Here is an 18449-nt window from a genome sequence, read left to right as displayed (position 1 = left end):
CACATTGGGGCCGTTCCGTGCCCGGGTCAGGCCGCAGCAGGTTCTTCCGAGAACTGCGTGTGGTACAGCTCCGCGTACCGGCCATCCTGCGCCAGCAGCTCTTCGTGCGTGCCGCGTTCCACGATGTCGCCGTTCTCCACCACCAGAATCAGATCCGCCGCCCGCACGGTCGACAGCCGGTGCGCGATCACCAGCGACGTCCGGCCTTCCAGCGCTCCGGTGAGCGCTTCGCCCACCGCGGCCTCGGATTCCGAATCCAGGTGCGCGGTCGCCTCGTCCAGCACCACGACCTTCGGCTGCGCGATCAGCAACCGCGCGATGGTGAGCCGCTGCCGTTCGCCGCCGGAGAGCCGGTAGCCGCGTTCGCCGACGGTCGTGTCCAGTCCGTCCGGCAGCGAGTGCACCAGATCGCCCAGCCGGGCCTTCTCCAGCGCGGCCCAGATCTCCTCGTCCGCGACGTCCGGGCGCGCGTAGCTCAGGTTGGCCCGGATCGTGTCGTGGAACAGGTGCCCGTCCTGGGTCACCACGCCGACTGTCTCGCGCAGCGAAGCGAAACTCAGCTCCTTGACGTCCACATCGGACAGCCGGACCGAACCGGCGTCCACGTCGTACAGCCGCGGCAGCAGCGAAGCGATCGTCGACTTTCCCGCGCCGGACGAACCGACCAGCGCGACCATCTGCCCGGCCTCGGCGCGGAAGCTGACGCCGTGCAGCACCTCCTCGCCGCCCCGGCTGTCCAAAGTGGCCACGTCCTCCAGCGAGGCGAGCGAGAACTTGTCCGCCGCCGGGTAGCCGAACCGGACGTCGGAGAACTCGACCGAAACGCCGCCCTCGGGCAGCTTCTTCGGCTCGGCGGGCTCCTTGATCATCGGCTCCAGGTCAAGCACCTCGAAGACCCGCTCGAACGACACCAGCGCGGTCATCACGTCCACGCGCACATTCGCAAGCGCGGTCAGCGGCGTGTACAGCCGGGTCAGCAGCAGCGCCAGCGCCACCACGGTGCCCGGCTCGAGCTTCCCGGTGAGCGCCAGGTAGCCGCCGAGGCCGTAGACGAGCGCCTGCGCGAGCGCGGACACGAGCGTCAGGCTCGTCATGAACCAGCGCGTCAGCATCGCGGTGCGCACGCCGATGTCGCGCACGCGTCCGGCACGGAGGCCGAAGTCGGCGACCTCCTGGCGGGGCCGGCCGAACAGCTTCACCAGCGTGGCGCCCGGCGCGGAGAACCGTTCGGTCATCTGCGTGGTCATCCCGGCGTTGAGCTGAGCGGCCTCGCGCTGCAGTCCGGCCATGCGACGGCCGAGCCGCCGGGCGGGCAGTACGAAAATCGGCAACAACACCAGCGCGACGAGCGTGACCTGCCACGAGAGCGACACCATCACGATCAGCGACAGCACCAGCTGGATCACGTTGGTGACCAAACCGGACAAAGTCGCGGTGAAGGTGCGCTGCGCGCCGATCACGTCGTTGTTGAGCCTGCTGACCAGCGCACCGGTGCGGGTGCGGGTGAAGAACGCGATCGGCAGCTTCTGCACGTGCTCGAACACCGCGACCCGCAGGTCGAGGATGATGCCCTCGCCGATCCGCGCCGACTGCCAGCGTTCGGCGAGGCCGAGCCCCGCGTCGAGGATCGCCAGCACCGCGATCACCACCGACAGCCAGATCACCACGTTCAGCTCGTGCCCGCCGACGATCGCGTCGACCACCTTGCCCGCGAGCACCGGCGTCGTCACGGCGAGCACCGCCGAGATCACCGTGAGCACCAGGAAGGCCAGCAGCCGCACCCAGTGCGGCCGGGCGAACCGCGCGACCCGGCGGACCGTGCCCCGGGTCAGCGCTTTCGGCGCGTCGCCCGCCCGCATCGCGGAGCTCAGCAGCGCCCAAGTGTTGTCCATTGGAGTGTCCCCCAGCTCGTGAAAACCTCTAGATTAGTTGAACTTTTTTCCGGAGATGACCTGCACAACACCGGGACGCCCGGCATTCTTCCCGATGTCCGCGAGGGGAACCCGCACGGACTCCGATTCCCTCGAAGTTCCCCGCACGGACCTGGGCCCGGGCGGTGCGGGCCGAGGCGGCGGGGCTCGGTAGCCTGGCGTTTCGGGGTCGGCGAACCGGGGAGGAAACGCGGGTGCAACTGCTGATGGCCCCCGCGCGGGCCGGAACGGCTCATCCCGTGCGCGTCGTCGCGTGGGATCTCGTCTTTTATCTCGGCTGCTTCGCCTTCGCGCTCGGCACCGCACTCGCTTCGGAGTTCTACGGCTACCGGATCTGGGGCAATTTCGCCGTCGCCGGATACGGATTGGCCGCCGCGCACAGCGCCTGGCTGACGATTTCCGCGCGCCGCGGAATGCAAACTGACGGCAAATTCGGGTCCCGCTGGATCGGAATCGGCACGGTTGTCGTGCTCGCGATGTGCGCGCCGTTGCTGATGCTCGTGATCCGCAGGCTGACCGGAACGGACTGGCTGATCACCCCGTTCTCCTGGGCCGCGCAGCCCGAGGTGTGGGTGATCGAACGCAGCGCGGATCTGTTGCTGCGGCACGGAACTCCTTACGTCGACCTCGCCTCGCTCGGGCGCGCACCGCAAGTGAACGACTACACCCCGTACGGCCCGGTGATGACCGTCTTCGGGCTGCCGCGCGCGTTGTTCGGCGGCAATCCGGTCCTCAATGCACTGACCGACGCGCGCTGGATGTTCGCGCTCGCCGCGGTGCTCTGCGCGTACGCGTCCTGGCGGCTGCTGAACCGGCCCCGCGTCCCGGTTTTCGCCGCACAGCTCGCGATCGCCTGTCCGCTCACCGCGCTGACCTGGGCGGTAGCCGGTCCGGACCTCGCGATCGTCGGCCTGCTCGTGCTGACGTTCGCGCTCGCCGCGTCCGACCGTCCAGGGTGGACTGGTTTCGTGCTGGCGCTGGTGATCAGCGCGAAACTCATCGTCGCGCCCGCGGCCGCGGTGCTCGCGGTCTTCGTTTACCGGCGCGCGCGCGGCGAAAATCCTTGGGCCGCAACGGGTCGCTTCGCGGGCGCGCTGGCCGCGACGACGATCGCGCTGCATCTGCCGGTGTATCTGGCGAACCCGGCCGCGTTCACCGAGCACGTGATCCGCTTCCCGCTCGGCATGGGCGCGGTCCGCTCCCCCGCGGCGAGCCCGCTGCCCGGGCATCTGATCACGCAGTTCGTACCCGCGGGCACCGCGATTTCCCTGGTGCTGGTGGGTCTTGCGGCAGTGGCGATGCTGATCTGGCTGGCACGCCGGCCCCCCGCGACGGGATCCGCTGCGCTGACGCGAACCGCCGTCGGACTCGGCGCGTTGATCCTTCTCACTCCGGCCACCCGGTACGGCTACCTGGTGTACCCGCTGGTACTCCTCGGCGCCGCGCTGACCTTCCGGGACTCCGGACCGACCGCGCGCCCCCCGCGCAACGGCCGCGCTGACGCTACTTCTTCTTGACCCGCGTGGCCCCGCCGCGCCCCCGCAGCTGGACCCCGGACTCCGACAGCACCCGGTGGACGAACCCGTAGGACCGTCCGGTGGATTCGGCCAGCGCCCGGATGCTCGAGCCCTTCTCGTATTTCTTCTTCAGGTCAGCGGCCAGCTTGTCGCGCGTGTTGCCGGTGATCCGCGCGCCTTTCTTGAGATCAGCCACGTCGATCGCCTTCCCGCCGAGTGGTTGTTCCGGGCCATTCGCGGCCCCTGCCGGGGCAATGATCGAACACTACGCGCCGGATTGCCAGACGACAGCCGTAAAACGATCGAAACCGCGATCACATTGGGCCATTCCAGTGCTTTGCCCGACACGGTAAGCACCCGAACGGACGCACTCGGTCAGGCAAGCTGGACAAGTTCAAGATAATCCGCGGACCAGTGGTCCTCGGTTCCGTCCGGAAGCAGGATCACGCGCTCGGGTTCGAGCGCCTCGACCGCGCCCGGGTCGTGCGTCACCAGCACGACGGCGCCGGCGAAGCTGCGCAGCGCGTCGAGAACCTGTGCGCGGCTGGCCGGGTCCAGGTTGTTCGTCGGTTCGTCCAGCAGCAGCACATTGGCTTGGCTGGACACGAGTCCAGCGAGTGCGAGCCGGGTCTTCTCGCCGCCGGACAGCGTTCCGGCGGGCTGGTCGAGCTGTTCGCCGGTGAACAGGAAGGAGCCGAGCAGGTTCCGCAGCTCCTGCGCGCCGGTGTCCGGCGCGAGATGGCGGATGTTTTCCCACACCGACGCTTCGTGGTCGAGAGTTTCGTGTTCCTGTGCGTAATAGCCCAAACGCAATCCGTGACCCGGTTCGACGGATCCGGTGTCCGGCGTTTCCATTCCGCCGAGCAACCGGAGCAATGTCGTCTTTCCGGCGCCGTTCAATCCGAGCACCACGACCTTCGAGCCGCGGTCGATCGCCAGATCGACGCCGGTGAAGATCTCGAGCGAACCGTACGACTTGGACAATCCGTCCGCGGTCAGCGGCGTGCGCCCGCACGAGGCCGGCTCCGGGAACTTGATCCGGGCGACCTTGTCCGCCTGGCGCGTCTCGTCGAGCGAGGAGAGCATCTGCTCCGCGCGCCGGGCCATGTTCTTGGCCGCGACGGCCTTGGTCGCCTTCGCGCCGAGCTTCGCGGCCTGCGCCTGCAGCGCGGACGCCTTCTTCTCGGCGTTGGCGCGCTCGCGGCGGCGGCGCTTCTCGTCGGTGGCGCGCGCGTCGAGGTAGCGCTGCCAGCTCATGTTGTAGATGTCGATCTCGCCGCGCGTGGCGTCGAGGAACCACACCTTGTTCACGACGTCGCCGAGCAGTTCGACGTCGTGGCTGATCACCACGAGGCCGCCGTCGTGCTGCTTGAGGAAGCCGCGCAGCCAGTTGATCGAGTCGGCGTCGAGGTGGTTGGTCGGCTCGTCCAGCAGCAGGATCGTCTCGGATTTGCCGCCCGCGCCCGCCTCGGCGGCGGCGAACAGGATCCGCGCCAGCTCGACGCGGCGGCGCTGACCGCCCGACAGCGTGCTCAGCGTCTGGGCGAGGATGCGGTCGGCAAGGCCCAGGTTCGAGCAGATCCGCGCCGCCTCGCTCTCCGCGGCGTACCCGCCGAGCGAGGAGAACCGCTCTTCGAGCCGCGCGTAGCGGTTGATCGCCTTGTCCCGCTGCTTGTCGTCGACCAGCTCGGACATCGCGGTCTGGGCTTTTTCCATGTCGCGCAGCAGGGTGTCGAGGCCGCGCGCGGACAGCACGCGGTCCTTCGCGGTGACCGACAGGTCGCCCTCACGCGGGTCCTGCGGCAGGTAGCCGAGTTCGCCGCTGCGGCGGACGTCGCCGGCGTGCGGTTCGCCCTCGCCCGCGAGGACTTTGAGCGAGGTGGTCTTGCCGGCGCCGTTGCGGCCGACGAGGCCGATGCGGTCGCCGGGCTGGATGCGGAGGGTGGCGCCGTTGAGCAGGATGCGCGAACCGGCGCGCAGCTCAAGGCCGGTGGCCGTGATCAAGAGAACTCCCGGAGACGGGGGCGGTCAGATGGACGTGCTGGAGCGCCCCGGCACCGCGTGCGATGCGGGGCGGGCGGTTATTCTCTCTGAATCCGCACGAATGCCCTGATGACCACGAGCCCAGTGTACGGGTCGGCGTCGAACGGTTTTCGCGGCCGTGTCCGGATTCACTCAGGCCCTGCTGTCGGATCCCTCACCACCAGCTCCACGGCGCGCGCCCGCTGCGCCGCTTCGGCCAGCACCTCGCGCCGCGGTTCGGGGATCTCCAGCACGCGCGGCTCCGCCCGGTCGAACAGCTTGGCGATCCTGCGGTCGGTGCGCAGTTCGTCGAGCGCCCGGCGGTCTCCGCCGAGCACCACAGCGTCCACTTCGGACAGTCTCGGAAGCAGGACTTCGTACGCGTCCTGGGCGGCCGAGTGCAAGGCGGCCCGGGTCTGGCCTTCGCGGCGGCGCGCGAAGCGTTGCTGCGACCAGCCGCCCGCCGCGGTTCGGCCTTGCACGTGGTGCCGGTCGGTTCTTGAGAGGACCACGCGGCCGTCGTAGGCGAGTCCGAGCGAATGGCCGCCTTTGCGGACCAGCAGCAGCGCGATCAGTCTTGGCGTTTGTGCGTGCCGGATCAGTGGTTCGACGGCCAGCCCGGGGTACTCGCCCTGGGTCGGCAACGGTCCAAACGGGACAGTCGCGGTGGCCGTGGTGCCGTTCTCCGCGGCGATTCGCACTTCGGTCGCGGCGAGAAGCGTGGCGCGCACGCCATCGTTGCGTTCGGCGAAGCGCGCGAACCAGCCGTCGAGCCGTTCGGGCGGGACTTCCACCGCGCGTCCGCCGCCTGCGACCTGCCGTGCCATGCCGGAAACGGTACGGGGCCGCCGCGCACCGCGACGGCCCCGCATCCTTCTCAGGCGAGCTGAGGCCGCACCGGCCCCGTCGTCACCGTCTTGTGCACGTCCGCCGGATGCCCGGCCGCGACGTACCCGTTGACGTGCAGCGAAACGCTGCGGATCGAACCGGTGTCGCCGCCGGTGGTGTCGACGACCTTGAACGTCCACGTGCCGTCCGCCGACGTACCTGCCTGGGTCTGCGGCGTGACCGGGCGGTAGGTGCCGGTGAACGGCGCGTCCGCGGACCCGGTCGAACTGAACAGCTTGGTCGCGGAATCGTCGAACACCACCTGGCAGAGGTTGTTGCCGCTGCCGCCGCCCTTCTGGAACAGCGTCGCCGTCGCGCCGGACGGCGAGGTCAGCGTGCCGACCAGGTCGTTGACGTAGGTGTGGTCGATGCCGACCGTGGTCGCCTTCTCCGCGGTGGTGCAGGTGCTGCCGTCAATCGAGAGCGACACCTTCGACGCCGGTCCGACGCCGCTCACCACGAGCGGAACCGACGCGCCGAGCGGCGAGTTGTCCGGAATCGCGACCGCCGGACCGCCGTAGGCGAACGCCTGCGAAACGGGCGACGGCGTGCCGACGGACAGCGAATACGTGCTGGTGCGCGGCGAGTACGAGCCTGCGAAACTCACCTTCGCGTTGAGCACCACTGGCGAGCCGAGCTGCTGGCTGGCCGGAACCGTGACGGTGAAGTCGTTGATTCCGGTCTGTCCCGGGCTGATCGTGCCGTACGACTTCGCCCGCGGCTCGATCGTGACGCCCGGGGTCGGTGAAGTGAGCACGACGCTCGTGGACACCGCCGTGCCGTCGCCGTTGTTCTTCACCGGCAGCGTGACGGTCGCGGTGTCACCGGGGTTGAGCGTGCTGCCGCCGTTGGGGCCGCGAACCGTCGGCTGCCCGGCTTCCGCGTACGGCTGCGGGCTGGCTCCGGTGTACGCCAAAACCTTGTCCGCCAACAACACTCCGGCACCGGTGAGGTTGTCCGTGCCGGGCGCTTCGATGTCCACGGCGGTCTTGAGGAAGGCCTCGCGAATGTCCGAAGAGGACAGTCCAGGGTTGCCGGACAGCACCAGGCTCGCGATCGCTGCCGCGTGCGGCGCGGCGGCCGAGGTGCCGAAGAACGGGTCGAACCCGCTCACCGAGGTGTGCACGCCGTCCGCCGCGGTGATTTCCGGCTTCTGCCGGACTTCTCCGCCGGTCGAGGACACGTTGCCCGGCGTGATCGGCGTTCCGTTGGCTTCGTAGAACACGCGTCGCGGACCATCCGAACTGAACCGTTCGGCCTTGCTGGCAGCGGAATACGCCGCCGGATACGGGCCGGTCGGGTTCGCCGGGTCGCCCGGTTCGAGCGGCCGTCCGAACGCCTTCTCGGCCGGTGCCGCGGCGACCGCGAACGCCTTGCGCGCCGCGGCGTGGCCGACGACCGCGCCCGGCGTGGAGTACGCCTTGAGCCCGTCCGCGGAGTCGCGGAACCGGCTGCCGAACGCGGTCAGCGAGAGATACCGGCCGGCCCCGGAGAACTTCACCACGGCGAGCCGCAGTCCTGTTCCGCCGAACAGCGGAGTGGCCAGTTGCTCGTACGGGTCCTGGGTGCCGTTCTGGACGTCCTGGCTGAAGCTCACGACGTTGCCGCGCGCGTCGAGGAGGTAAAGGTCGTAGTCGTCGGCGGCCGCGCCGATCGGGTCGGACCAGTGCAGCGTCACCGGAATGTTGGCCGACGACGCGTCCGAGATCGGCTCGAAGACCTGCTTTCCGGCCGCGCCCGCGAAGTTGTGCGCCGTACCGGCGTACTTGCCGATCGAGGTTCCGGAATCGACGAAGTCGCCTTCCCAGTGTGCTGCGGTGCCGTCGGCGACGTTGCCCTCGTTGCCCGCGGAGGAGAAGTAGAGCGCGCCGTCGGCCGTCACGTCGTTCACCGCTTGCGCGATGATCCAGTCCTGGAACGGGGATTCCTTGAAGTAGATGACGTCGTCGACGATGACGTCGCAATGCGCTTCGAATCGCAGCTTGCGGATGTTGTCGGCGAAACTCGCGTCGGAGGTGAATGCCGTGGCGAAACCGAGCTTCGCGTTCGGGGCGAGGTCGTGGATGATCTCCAGCATCGCCGTGCCCTCGTCGCCGCTGCCGGCTTGTCCGGTCAGGACGTCGACTGCCGGAAGCTCGCCCTTGGTGCGGGAAACCTCAAGCGAATCAACCCCGTCGGACAGCGCGCACGCTTTTACGCCGGTGCCGGTCACGCCGAACTGCTGGCGCGCGACGTCCGCGTTGTGCGCCCGGTCGCCCGCGCTGACGACCTGCGTTGTGGTTCCGATCGCTTCCTTGAGCTGCCGATCGATCCGGTCAGCCTTCTGCTGCTTGGTTTCCTTGTCGTCCTTGGTGTTTTCCCGCTGCCGCGCCGTCATCGCCTGATCCGCGGTCTCGACGTGCTTCACGTCGCTACGCTGCGCGATCTCCGGCAAGGCGGTCAACGGCACCTCGGCGCGGATGCTCGCCGCCGTGCTCGACACCGCGCGCACCTCGGCTCCGGCCTTGCGCAGGTCGTTGACGAGCCCGTCGCTGACCTTCGTGACGCGGATGTCGACGAGTGCTTTGTCCGCGGTCTTGGCGATTCCCGGCAACGCGGCAGCGCTCAGGCTCCGCGTGCGCATCTTCTCCTGGACGAGCAGTTTGCTGTCTATTTTGGACTCAGTCGCGGCCTGTCCTGCTTTGACTGCCTGCAATGCCGCGATCTGACTTTTCGCAGTGGCGTCCACAGTGGACTCCTGCGCGCCGGCGATGGGCGGTGTCGCCAGCCCGGCGGCGAGCACCGCCGCGGCGACCACGCCCGTCCGTCTTCTGGCGGTCCTTGTCGAGGCTCTAGGTGAACGGGTACGACGCACGTGCGCCTCCGATCTCACACCGCGTGCCCCGACTCACGCTGGCCAACGCCGGTGATCACCGGCTGGATCCAGCTAAGTACCACTTCTGTCCGGGAAAAACGGCCGTTGGGGTGACGTTGGTCAGGCAATATCCGTTGCCCGCCGGACGTCGTAGGCCGTTCGGCCGAGCCTGCCGTCTCTCGTCTGCGCGGCCGGGCATCGGATTCGCCGGTCAGCGCACTGCGACTCGGTTCTCGCCGAAGATTTCCATGACCGCGGTCACGAAGTCCTCGCCCAGGACCCGGCGGGAGGTTTCGACGGCATTCCAGACCACCGAATAGCGGTGCCCTGATACAGATCCGTTCCGGAGACAGTCTTCGAGTGCGTCCAAGTTGCTGCCGAAGTAACCGCCTGGGCCGTTCGCCGCCTCGCCGATGGCGCAATAGAACGAAGCCTCCGACGACAGGCCTCGCCCGTCGATGACGATGTCGCCGGTGCCGTATCGCAGCGCGTTCTTTCCTGAGGTGAACCACGCGTTTTGCACGACGTGCATCCAGTCGCGGTGCTGAGCTGTGGGGTACTGCATCCACTCGCGAGGCAGGATCGAGCCGCGGCTCCATCGCGCCCAGATCTCCTGCGCGTGGGGATACGGCACGCCACCCCACCGGACTTCGAGGCTGATCGACCCGTCGGGCGCCCGGGAAATGTTCTTCGGCCGCAGTTCGAGACGGCCGAGGTAGTACTCGCCGATCGCTTTTCCGGAATCGCCGAGCACCTCGATGACCGCATCGTCCACAGTCACTGACGGGGCATCGGCCGCGCGGCCAATGCCTTCGAGGAGCGCCTTTTCCGCGGTCGGCTCGTCGACGAAGAATCCGGACAGCGACTCGAAGGCGAGCACGAAGTCCGGCTGGTCTTCCTCGGAGACGACCCGATACAACGGCATCCGAGATCTCCCGCTTCCTGTTTCCTGGCCGCTCAAGGCGCGCCGTTCACCCGGCCCCGTAGTTCTCTGCCAGCGCAGCCGCGTACTCGTCCGGAACCGGCCCCCGCCCGCCGAACGCCATCCACCCGTACGACTCTACTGCTCCCGCCGCGTCCAGGAACGGGCCGAACCGCTCGCACCATCCGTCGCGGGCGGCGGCGTCCGGGAAGCCTTGGAAGACCGCCGACTCGGGGCCGCGTTCGCCCCAGCAGCCCCACCTCCCGGACGGGCCCGTCACCGCGATGACGTCCGCCGACACGGCGATCGAGTCCAGGAATTCGTCGGGGGACGCATGCCCGATCGCGGTCCAGTATCCATCCTCGTCCGCCTCGGCAGGCACCGCGTCGTACTCGCAGAACAGCGAATCCCCTTGGGGTTCCCGGAAGACCTGACCCGGCAGCCGGGCACCGAGGTCGAAACCCTCCCCGAAACGAGTCACAACTCGAGCCACATAATGCGCAACCCGACCCGCCCCTCCACCGGATGCTGGAACGCCCCCGGCGCTACCCCCAGCGTCACAAACCCCAAACTCTCGTACAGCCGGATCGCCCGCACATTGGTCTCCACCACCGCGTTGAACTGCACCGCCGCGAACCCAGCCCGCCGCGCCCACGCGATCATGTCGACCACCAACGCCCGCCCCACGCCCGACCCGCGCGCGTCCCGGGAGACCATCAAACTCCCCGAAGCGACATGGCTCCCCGGCCCCGGCCGGTTGGCGTACATGTTCGCCGTGCCCAGCACCCGATCCCCGTCAACAGCCACCACCACCCGCGCCGGAGCGGGCACCAGCCACAGCAGGCGAGCGTCCGGTTCGCTCATGGCCGGGTCGTAGGCGAACGTCTGCTGCTCGGTCACCACGTCCCGGACGATCGGCCAGATCCCCGGCCAATCGTCGGCACCGGCTTCCCGGATCACCAAAGACATCTGCCTACTGTCCTCATCAGACACCCGGCACCGCAACCTGATTACAGCACAAAGGAATCCGACCAAGGCTGGCTCGACCGCCCCGACAACGCGTCCAGCAGCGTCACCGCTTGTTTGTCCGTCAGCGAAGCCACGAAGTCCACGACCGCCCGGCCCCTGGCCAAGCCGCGCACGGCGTCCGCGCCTTCGATTCGCTCGCCGGTCGCGCCGACGAGCAGCTCCGGCGCGGTCCGGGCCAGGTCCGAGTACTCGCCGTGCGCCAGCTCCATCAGGTCGTGCAGCCGTCGCGGCAAGCGGGAGGCCTCGTCGCGGTCCAGGAGCCAGGCGTCGAGCGCGTCGACCAACGTCGTCACCAGACTGGCCTGACCGCGCTGATGCAGGGCGAGATCGGGGCGCAGCAACACAAATCGCCGGTGGACGAACTTGAGAACCTGCACCTCGTGCCACTGCGCGGGCCGCAGCGAGACGTGGCCGGACCGCGTCGGGGGCGACGACAGGACGAAAACGCCGTCCACCAGCCGCGCCATCCAGTTCGCGGAGAACGCGGCGGTCGCTTGTTCGGCTTCCGTCGAGCCGTCGAAGCCGTCCGCGAGCAGGCCGTCGACGAGTTCGCGCTGGACTCGTGCGACAGCCGCGGCGAAGGCGTCGTCGTCCACGATCCAGCTGTCCTTCAGGTGCATTCGGCGGCGCATCCGCTCCAGGGAGCGGCCCGGGCGGCGGATTTCCGCGGTCAGCCGGGCATCGTCCAAAGAGGCCAGTTCGACGGCGTGGGCCAGCCACTCCCCCAGTTCGGCGGCGACGGGCGCGTGTTGCAGGACGCCGATGCGGTGGAAATCCTGCAGGTCGTGGATCGCGTACGCGATGTCGTCCGCAGTGTCCATAACGGACGCTTCCACCGTCTGCTGCCACGGCTCGATCCGGCCGGCGAACGGGGCCCGCGCCTGTTCGAAATCGTCCAATTCCGTGACATAGGCGGAAAACTTGCTCGCGCCGGTGCCGGGAGCGTCGTCGGGTTCGTCGGCGCCGCGGGGCGGCCTCGGCATCGCGGTCGGATGCGGTTGCGGGTAGTGCAGGCGCGCCCACGGGTACTTCAGGACCGCGGCGCGGACCGCGGTGGTCAGGTCCAGTCCGATGGCGGACGGGCCGCGCACGTCCGTCGTGGTAATGATGCGAAAGGACTGCGCGTTGCCCTCGAAGCCGTCGGCGAGGCCGAACCGGTGCCGCGCGATGCGGTCCAGGGTCTGCTCGCCGAGGTGCCCGAACGGCGGGTGCCCGAGGTCGTGCGCGAGCGCGGCGGCCTCGCACGCGTCCGGGTCGCAGCCGCCGAGTTTCGCGGCCAGTTCGGCCGACTCGCTCGACCCGGTGATCCGCTCCGCGATCCCGCGCGCGACCTGCGCGACCTTCAGGCTGTGCGTCAGCCGGTTGTGCAGCAGCCCGGCCCCGCCCGCGCTGACCACCTGGGTGACCCCGCCGAGCCGCGCGAAGAACGGCGACGCGGTGATCCGGTCGCGGTCGACGCGGAACGGGCTGGTCGCCAGATCGGTGAACCCGCCTGCCCCGTTCGCCGGGTCCCGGCGCGCTGCCCTCGGATCGGTCTCGTCCATGTGTCCCACCGTATCCGCCCGTCCGGCAGGATTGCGGGATGACCGACGTGCTGGTGGCGGGCGGCGGCCCGGCCGGACGGGCGCTGGCGGCCGCGTGCGCCCGGCGAGGGCTGGAAACGTCCGTGCTCGACCCGGATCCGCACCGAAAGTGGCCGAACACTTACGGACTGTGGGCGGACGAAGTCCCTGAGCTGCCGTCGAAGGCGATCGCGGCGGCTCCCGCGACGACGCTGGCGTACGGCACCCGCGAGCATCGCGTCGACCGGGAGTATCGGGTGCTCGACAACGCCGGGCTGCGCGAGTGGCTGACTGAACCGAAGGTTCAGGTCATCGTGGGCAAGGCGACCGGCGCGGAACACGGTCCGCACGGTTCGACCGTCCTGCTCGCCGACGGTCGGCGGCTGGCGGCCGCGGTGTTCATCGACGCGTCCGGTGCGCCCAAGCTGCGTGGCCCGCGTGCCGAGCAGACCGCGTACGGGCTCGTGCTGCCCGCGGATCAGGCCGAGCGGCTGGCCCCGGCCGACACCGCGGTGTTCATGGACTGGCGCGACGGCACGGACAGCTTCCGCTACCTGCTGCCCCTCGGCGACGGCTCGGTACTGGCCGAGGAGACGTCCCTGGCCCGCAAGCCAGGGCTTCCGGTGGCCGAACTCGCCCAGCGGCTGCACGCGCGTCTCGCGGCCGCCGGAATCCGTCCCGCGGGCCGGGTCGAGCGGGTGCGGATCGTGCTCGACGTCCCGCTGCCGAAACGCGGCCAGGCGGTGCCGTTCGGGGTCGCGGGCGGGCTCGTGCACCCGGCGACCGGCTACAGCCTCGCGACCGCCTTGCAGCTCGCGCCTCGCGTCGCGGAGGCTCTCGCGGACTCGTTCGACGCGGGTCCAGCGGCAGCGGCTCACGCGGCCCGGAAGGCATTGTGGCCGGCCGAAGCGCGCGCTGTGCATGCCTTGCGCCGCCACGGACTCCGTGCATTGTGCGGAATGTCACCTGCCCAGTCGGCGCAATTTTTCGATCTGTTCTTCGATCTTCCGGTCCCGGCGCAGCGCGCGTTCACCTCGGGCCGCGCCGACCTCCCGGGCACCGCCGCGACCATGGCAAACCTGTTTCGCACGGCTCCGGCCGGGATCCGCCGGAGGTTGCTCGGCTGACGGCGTGCCGGGAATTTTCCCCTTCCCGATCGAGGGAACGGGAAAGCATTTTGTTAGTCCGATCCGGTGGCCAAAGTGCCGTGCCGGTGAACATCAGCTGACAACGGTTTCGCAGCGGCCTCGGGCGATGCCAGTATCGCGTCCGTGACGACGCTGCGAGCGGTCCGATTCGCCTTCCAGCCGATGTACAGCCTGCACACCGGCGGGGTCGTCGCGTACGAAGCGCTGGCCCGGCCGGGCCGGGGCACGGCGCACGAACTGCTCGCCGAGGCTCGTCGCGAGGGCAAGCTCACCGAGGTCGACCTCGGGCTGGCCGCCGCCGCGGTGCGCCAGGAAGCCGAGCGGCCCAGCGCGCTCCCGCTGCACCTCAACCTTTCCGCGCGCACGCTCGCGTCGCCGCTGGAGGCGTTCGACGAGCTGATCGCCGAACTCGGCGCGGCCGGGCGGCGCACCCGCGACGTGGTGCTCGAGGTCGGCCCGCCGTTCACGCATCTGCCCACCGGCCGCCTGCTCGACGGCATGCGCGCGCTCACCGAACAGGGCTTCCGGCTCGCGCTCGACGGTCTCGGCCGCGGCGATCTTCCGCTGGCGCTGCTCGCGCAGTCCCCCGTGGACCTGGTGAAACTCGACCGCAGCGTGCTGCGCGGCCTGCCCGGCGATCCGGCGTCGACGGCGGTGGTCGAGGCGCTGCTGCACTTCACGACGCGCATGAACACCCGGCTGGTCGCGACCGGGATCGAGACCGAGTCGCAGCTCGACGCCGCGCAGAACCTGGGCGTCCGGATCGCGCAGGGCAACCTGCTCGCGCCGCCCGCCGCGCACCGGTCCGCGCCCGCCGCCGGCGCGGTCGTCCCGGAGGACCGCCGCTCGCCCGCGCCGCCGCAGGCCCCGCGCGTCGGCGATTTCCTGCGCCCGGCCACCACCTTGCCGGTCGACGCGACCTGCGACGACGTCCGCGAGGTGCTCGCCGCCGCGGACGCGCCGAGCGGCGTGGTCGGCGTCGACGCGGACAACCGTCCACAGTGGTCAGTCGACCGGACGCGCTTCCTCGTGACCATCACCGGTCCGTACGGGCATGCGTTGCACGCGAAGCGTTCCGCGGCAAGGCTGGCGGACAAACCGCACCTGATCGAAGCGGGCGCGAGCGCACTGGAGTTCCTGGAACTGGTCACCGACGCCGACTGGGGCCGCACCGGCGACGACGTCGTGGTGGTCGACGCTTCCGGGCATTGTCTCGGCGTGGTGCTGGTGACCGAGGTCGTGCGCGGTGTCGCCGAGGCGAAGGTCGAGGAGGCGGTGACGCTCAGCCCGCTCACCCGGCTGCCGGGCAGCGAGGCGTCGGCGCGCGACGTCGAACGCCGCATCGCCAGCGGCGAGCAATTCGTGGCGGCGTGGCTGGATGTCGACGCGTTCAAGTCGGTCAACGACAACGCCGGTTTCGCCGCTGGCGACGATTTGATCCGTGCTCTCGGCGAGACGCTCACCGACCTTGCCCGGCGGCTGCCGCGGATGCGCGTGAGCCACGTGGGCGGGGACGACTTCCTGATCGTGTGCGATGTGGACGAGATCGGCACGGTCGCCGCGGCTTTGCTGGACACGCACTGGTCCGCTGAAGGCATGCCGGTCACGGTGTCGCTGGCGACGCTCGTGTGCGGCAGCGGGACGATTCCGTCCTATCGGGACGCTTCCCGGCTGCTCGCGCCCCTGAAGAAACGCGCCAAGGCAGTGCCCGGATCGAGTTGGGTCCTCAGCCGTCCCGGCAGCGACCGGGTCGAGGTGCTGCGCGGCATCGGCCGGGACGTCGCCATCAGCCGGTCGGCGTGACGAAGCCCGATTCGTAAGCCCGGATCACCGCCTGCGTCCGGTCCCGCGCGCCCAGCTTCGACAGCACGTTCCCGACGTGCGTTTTCACCGTCTGCAGCCCCAGATACAGCTCCGCGGCAATCTCCCCATTGGACAGTCCGGCCGCCATCAGCCGCAGGACGTCGCGTTCTCGTTCGGTCAGGAAATCCAGCGGTGCCACCGAAAGCGCCGGAGAACGGCGCGCGGCCATTCCCCGGATCGCGGCGGGAAACAGCAGCGAATCGCCCGCCAGCACTGTCCGGATCCCGGCGACGATCTCCTCCGGGCGAGCGCGTTTCAGCAGGAATCCACTGGCCCCGGCAAGCAAAGCGTCGTACACGTAGTCGTCGTTCTCGAAGGTGGTCACCACGATCACCTTCGGCGGTTCGTCCATAGTGGACAGCAGATGTTCGGTCGCGCGAATCCCGTCCACGGCGGGCATCCGCACGTCCATCAGCACGACGTCCGGCCGCAGTCGCGCGACCAGCCCGGGCACCTCGGCGCCGTCGGAGGCCTCGCCGACCACGGTCAGGTCCGGTTCGCTGTCCACGATCGCGCGCAGCCCGGCCCGGATCAGCCGCTCGTCGTCCACCAGCAGGACTCGCACACTCACCGGTTCCCCCACGGCACCGTCACCACGACCTCCCAGTTTTCGCCCACCGGTCCCGCCGACAGCTTGCCACCCACCAGTTCCGCCCGCTCCGCCATGCCTCGCAGACCGCGGCCGCCCCGGGCGCGCGACGGCCGGGCCGAGCCGAGCGGATTCGCGACCGCGGCCCGCAACTGCCCGTCCGCCACCGCCAGCGCGACGCTGACCGGCACCTTCCCCGCGTACCGCACCGCGTTGGTGAGGCATTCCTGCAGGATCCGGTACACCTCGCGGGAAACCACCGCCGGCACAGCGGCGACATCGCCCTGAACCTCGTAGCGGCAATCCGTGCCGGACTGCTGCGTCACGGTGATCAGCGCGGGCAGGTTGGCGAGACCCGCGTGCGGCGTCCGGTCGCGGGCCTCGTCGCGGAGCAGGCCGAGCACGTGGTCGAGGTCGTCGAGCGCGGTACGGGCCGATTCCTCGATCGCGGTGAGCGCTTCCTCGGTGAAACCGGGATCAGTGTGCAGCGTCCGCCGCGCGGCTCCGGCTTGAAGGGTGACCACGGAGAGCGCGTGGCCGACGGAATCGTGGAGTTCGCGCGCGAGCCGGGTGCGTTCGGCGAGCAGGTCGGTACGGCGTTCGAGCTGCGCGATGCGTTCGGCGGCGGACCAGCCGAGCAACCGGGCCGCCGCGCGCCGCAGCAGTCCGCCGACGCCCCACACGACGTAGATCAGCACGACGAAAGCCACCACGAACGCGGCGGGCAGCCACGCCGAAGCCCAGCCGCGCGGAACCGTCAGCTGGAAATCCGGCGTGTCGACAAGCCGACCGGTGAATACCGCGTTGATCGCGAACCCGAATCCGGCAGGCACCGCGAGCGTCGCGAGCCCGATGACCAGCCCGGACCCGACGTGCAGCACGAACATCACCGCGCACCGCAGCCTGCCGCGTCCTGGCGCGGGCTGGGCGAGCAGTTCCCGAACCGCCGCCGCCTCCAGCACTCGCACCGCGGGCAGGAACGCGGTCGCGGCCAGCACGGCGAGCGTCACGACGAATCCGGCGAGGCTCGCCCAGCCCACCGTCGTGGTGAACGGCATCAGCGACGGCATCGCGATCATCGCGAGAAGCAGGTACGGCACGCTGAGCGCCGCGCCGAGAATCAGGTACACCCACCGGCGATAGGTGACCCCGCTGACCAGCGGACGGAGGAAACGCACCCGCCAATCCTGACAGGCGGCCCCGGCGGGCGCCTCCCTCCAGGGCGGGACCCCGCGGCCGATTTTCTGGCACGGTGGGTCGCATGCCTCCGGAAGAAAGCGCCGTCGTCAACGATTACGACCTGCTGGCCGAGAGCTACACCGCCATGTCGGACACCGAAATCCAGAACGCCTACTACGAGCGGCCCGCCGTGCTCGCGCTGGCCGGGGACGTAGCCGGGCGGCGGATTCTCGACGCGGGCTGCGGTGCCGGGCCACTGACCGTCGCGCTGCGCGAACGCGGCGCGGAGGTGTCCGGATTCGACCTCAGCAGCGGCATGCTCGAGATCGCCCGCCAGCGGCTCGGCCCTGACGTGGACCTGCGAGTCGCCGATGTCGCCGAGCCGCTCCCCTACGCGGACAACGCGTTCGACGACGTCGTCGCCTCGCTGGTGCTGCACTACCTGGAGGACTGGGGCCCGACGCTTGCCGAGTTCCACCGCATCCTCAAGCCCGGCGGACGGCTGATCGTAGTGGTCGACCATCCCTACGCGATCCACCTGCTGCAGCGCCAAGCCGGGCAGAAGACCGATTATTCGGCGACTTACGAGTGGACTGAGGACTGGGAGGTCGACGGCCGCACGACGCCGATGAGCTTCTGGAACCGTCCGCTGCACGCGATGACCGACGCGTTCACCGCTGGCGGGTTCCGGATTTCGGTGCTCAGCGAGCCGAAACCGGTGCCGGAGGCGGAGGAGTTGTTCCCGGAGGATTACCGGATGCTGTGCGTGAGCCCGAGTTTTCTGTTCTTCGTGCTGCAAGCGGAGTAGGGGCGCCGTGAGTGCTGCTGCCGAGGTTTGCCCAGACCGGAGGATCCGGGCCAAGCGTCCGTGAGGGGAACCCTGAGGGACTCAGAGTCCCTCAGGGTTCCCCTCACGGACTTCAGCAAGGTCGCAGGGTCATAGGC

15 protein-coding genes and 1 pseudogene are annotated in these 18449 nt (G+C 69.6%); 4 read left to right on the top strand and 12 right to left on the bottom strand.

Annotated features, from left to right (window positions below):
- Positions 1-26: 26 nt before the first annotated feature.
- Positions 27-1892, bottom strand: a complete 1866-nt coding sequence (locus ACFXI3_RS27425; RefSeq protein WP_378403255.1) for an ABC transporter ATP-binding protein — start codon at positions 1890-1892, stop codon at positions 27-29.
- Between the two features lie 245 nt (positions 1893-2137).
- Between ACFXI3_RS27425 and ACFXI3_RS27420 the strand changes: the two genes are divergently transcribed.
- Positions 2138-3448 (top strand): glycosyltransferase 87 family protein, encoded by a 1311-nt coding sequence (locus ACFXI3_RS27420; RefSeq protein WP_378403330.1) that lies wholly within the window; start codon positions 2138-2140, stop codon positions 3446-3448.
- Here the strand turns inward: ACFXI3_RS27420 and ACFXI3_RS27415 are convergent.
- The 9 genes and pseudogenes from ACFXI3_RS27415 to ACFXI3_RS27375 all read right to left on the bottom strand — a co-directional run bounded on the left by ACFXI3_RS27415 (position 3435) and on the right by ACFXI3_RS27375 (position 12707).
- Entirely contained in the window at positions 3435-3644 is a 210-nt protein-coding gene (locus ACFXI3_RS27415) for a helix-turn-helix domain-containing protein (RefSeq protein ID WP_003071237.1), read from the bottom strand. The two genes, ACFXI3_RS27420 and ACFXI3_RS27415, sit on opposite strands and share 14 nt — an antisense overlap.
- Positions 3645-3823: 179 nt before the next feature.
- A complete protein-coding gene (locus ACFXI3_RS27410) occupies positions 3824-4750 on the bottom strand; it encodes an ABC-F family ATP-binding cassette domain-containing protein (RefSeq protein WP_370648251.1) in 927 nt (308 codons plus the stop codon).
- A gap of 123 nt (positions 4751-4873) precedes the next feature.
- Positions 4874-5461: pseudogene (locus ACFXI3_RS27405) on the bottom strand (ATP-binding cassette domain-containing protein); the annotation flags it as partial.
- 158 nt (positions 5462-5619) lie between these two features.
- Positions 5620-6297 carry an acVLRF1 family peptidyl-tRNA hydrolase gene (locus ACFXI3_RS27400; RefSeq protein WP_378403253.1) on the bottom strand — a complete coding sequence of 226 codons (678 nt, stop codon included), beginning with the start codon at positions 6295-6297 and terminating at the stop codon, positions 5620-5622.
- A 50-nt stretch (positions 6298-6347) separates the two neighbouring features.
- Complete coding sequence (locus ACFXI3_RS27395; RefSeq protein WP_378403251.1) at positions 6348-9155, bottom strand: S8 family serine peptidase; 2808 nt, start codon at positions 9153-9155, stop codon at positions 6348-6350.
- Positions 9156-9423: 268 nt separating this feature from the next.
- A complete protein-coding gene (locus ACFXI3_RS27390; RefSeq protein WP_378403249.1) occupies positions 9424-10137 on the bottom strand; it encodes a barstar family protein in 714 nt (237 codons plus the stop codon).
- 46 nt (positions 10138-10183) lie between these two features.
- Positions 10184-10615 carry a hypothetical protein gene (locus tag ACFXI3_RS27385; RefSeq protein ID WP_378403247.1) on the bottom strand — a complete coding sequence of 144 codons (432 nt, stop codon included), beginning with the start codon at positions 10613-10615 and terminating at the stop codon, positions 10184-10186.
- Positions 10612-11103, bottom strand: a complete 492-nt coding sequence (locus tag ACFXI3_RS27380) for a GNAT family N-acetyltransferase (protein ID WP_378403245.1) — start codon at positions 11101-11103, stop codon at positions 10612-10614. The genes ACFXI3_RS27385 and ACFXI3_RS27380 overlap by 4 nt, the downstream gene beginning before the upstream one ends.
- Before the next feature lie 41 nt (positions 11104-11144).
- Entirely contained in the window at positions 11145-12707 is a 1563-nt protein-coding gene (locus ACFXI3_RS27375) for a dGTP triphosphohydrolase (protein ID WP_344267176.1), read from the bottom strand.
- A 38-nt stretch (positions 12708-12745) separates the two neighbouring features.
- Between ACFXI3_RS27375 and ACFXI3_RS27370 the strand changes: the two genes are divergently transcribed.
- Both ACFXI3_RS27370 and ACFXI3_RS27365 read left to right on the top strand, forming a co-directional pair.
- Entirely contained in the window at positions 12746-13852 is a 1107-nt protein-coding gene (locus ACFXI3_RS27370) for a lycopene cyclase family protein (RefSeq protein ID WP_378403243.1), read from the top strand.
- Between the two features lie 144 nt (positions 13853-13996).
- Positions 13997-15676, top strand: a complete 1680-nt coding sequence (locus ACFXI3_RS27365) for a GGDEF domain-containing protein (protein WP_378403241.1) — start codon at positions 13997-13999, stop codon at positions 15674-15676.
- Here the strand turns inward: ACFXI3_RS27365 and ACFXI3_RS27360 are convergent.
- Together ACFXI3_RS27360 and ACFXI3_RS27355 are read right to left on the bottom strand one after the other, a co-directional pair.
- Complete coding sequence (locus ACFXI3_RS27360; RefSeq protein ID WP_378403239.1) at positions 15660-16307, bottom strand: response regulator; 648 nt, start codon at positions 16305-16307, stop codon at positions 15660-15662. The two genes, ACFXI3_RS27365 and ACFXI3_RS27360, sit on opposite strands and share 17 nt — an antisense overlap.
- Positions 16304-17503, bottom strand: a complete 1200-nt coding sequence (locus ACFXI3_RS27355; RefSeq protein WP_378403237.1) for a sensor histidine kinase — start codon at positions 17501-17503, stop codon at positions 16304-16306. Before ACFXI3_RS27355 ends, ACFXI3_RS27360 begins: the two co-directional genes overlap by 4 nt.
- A gap of 83 nt (positions 17504-17586) precedes the next feature.
- Here ACFXI3_RS27355 and ACFXI3_RS27350 point away from each other — a divergent pair, with 83 nt between their 5' ends.
- Entirely contained in the window at positions 17587-18312 is a 726-nt protein-coding gene (locus tag ACFXI3_RS27350) for a class I SAM-dependent methyltransferase (protein WP_378403236.1), read from the top strand.
- Positions 18313-18449 lie beyond the last annotated feature (137 nt).

The sequence above is a fragment of the Amycolatopsis sp. NPDC059235 genome, from assembly GCF_042754125.1.
In the GTDB taxonomy this organism is placed as follows: Bacteria; Actinomycetota; Actinomycetes; order Mycobacteriales; family Pseudonocardiaceae; genus Amycolatopsis; species Amycolatopsis albidoflava.
The sequence above is the reverse complement of the archived record's forward strand: the minus strand, read 5'-3'. Positions and strand labels throughout refer to the sequence as shown.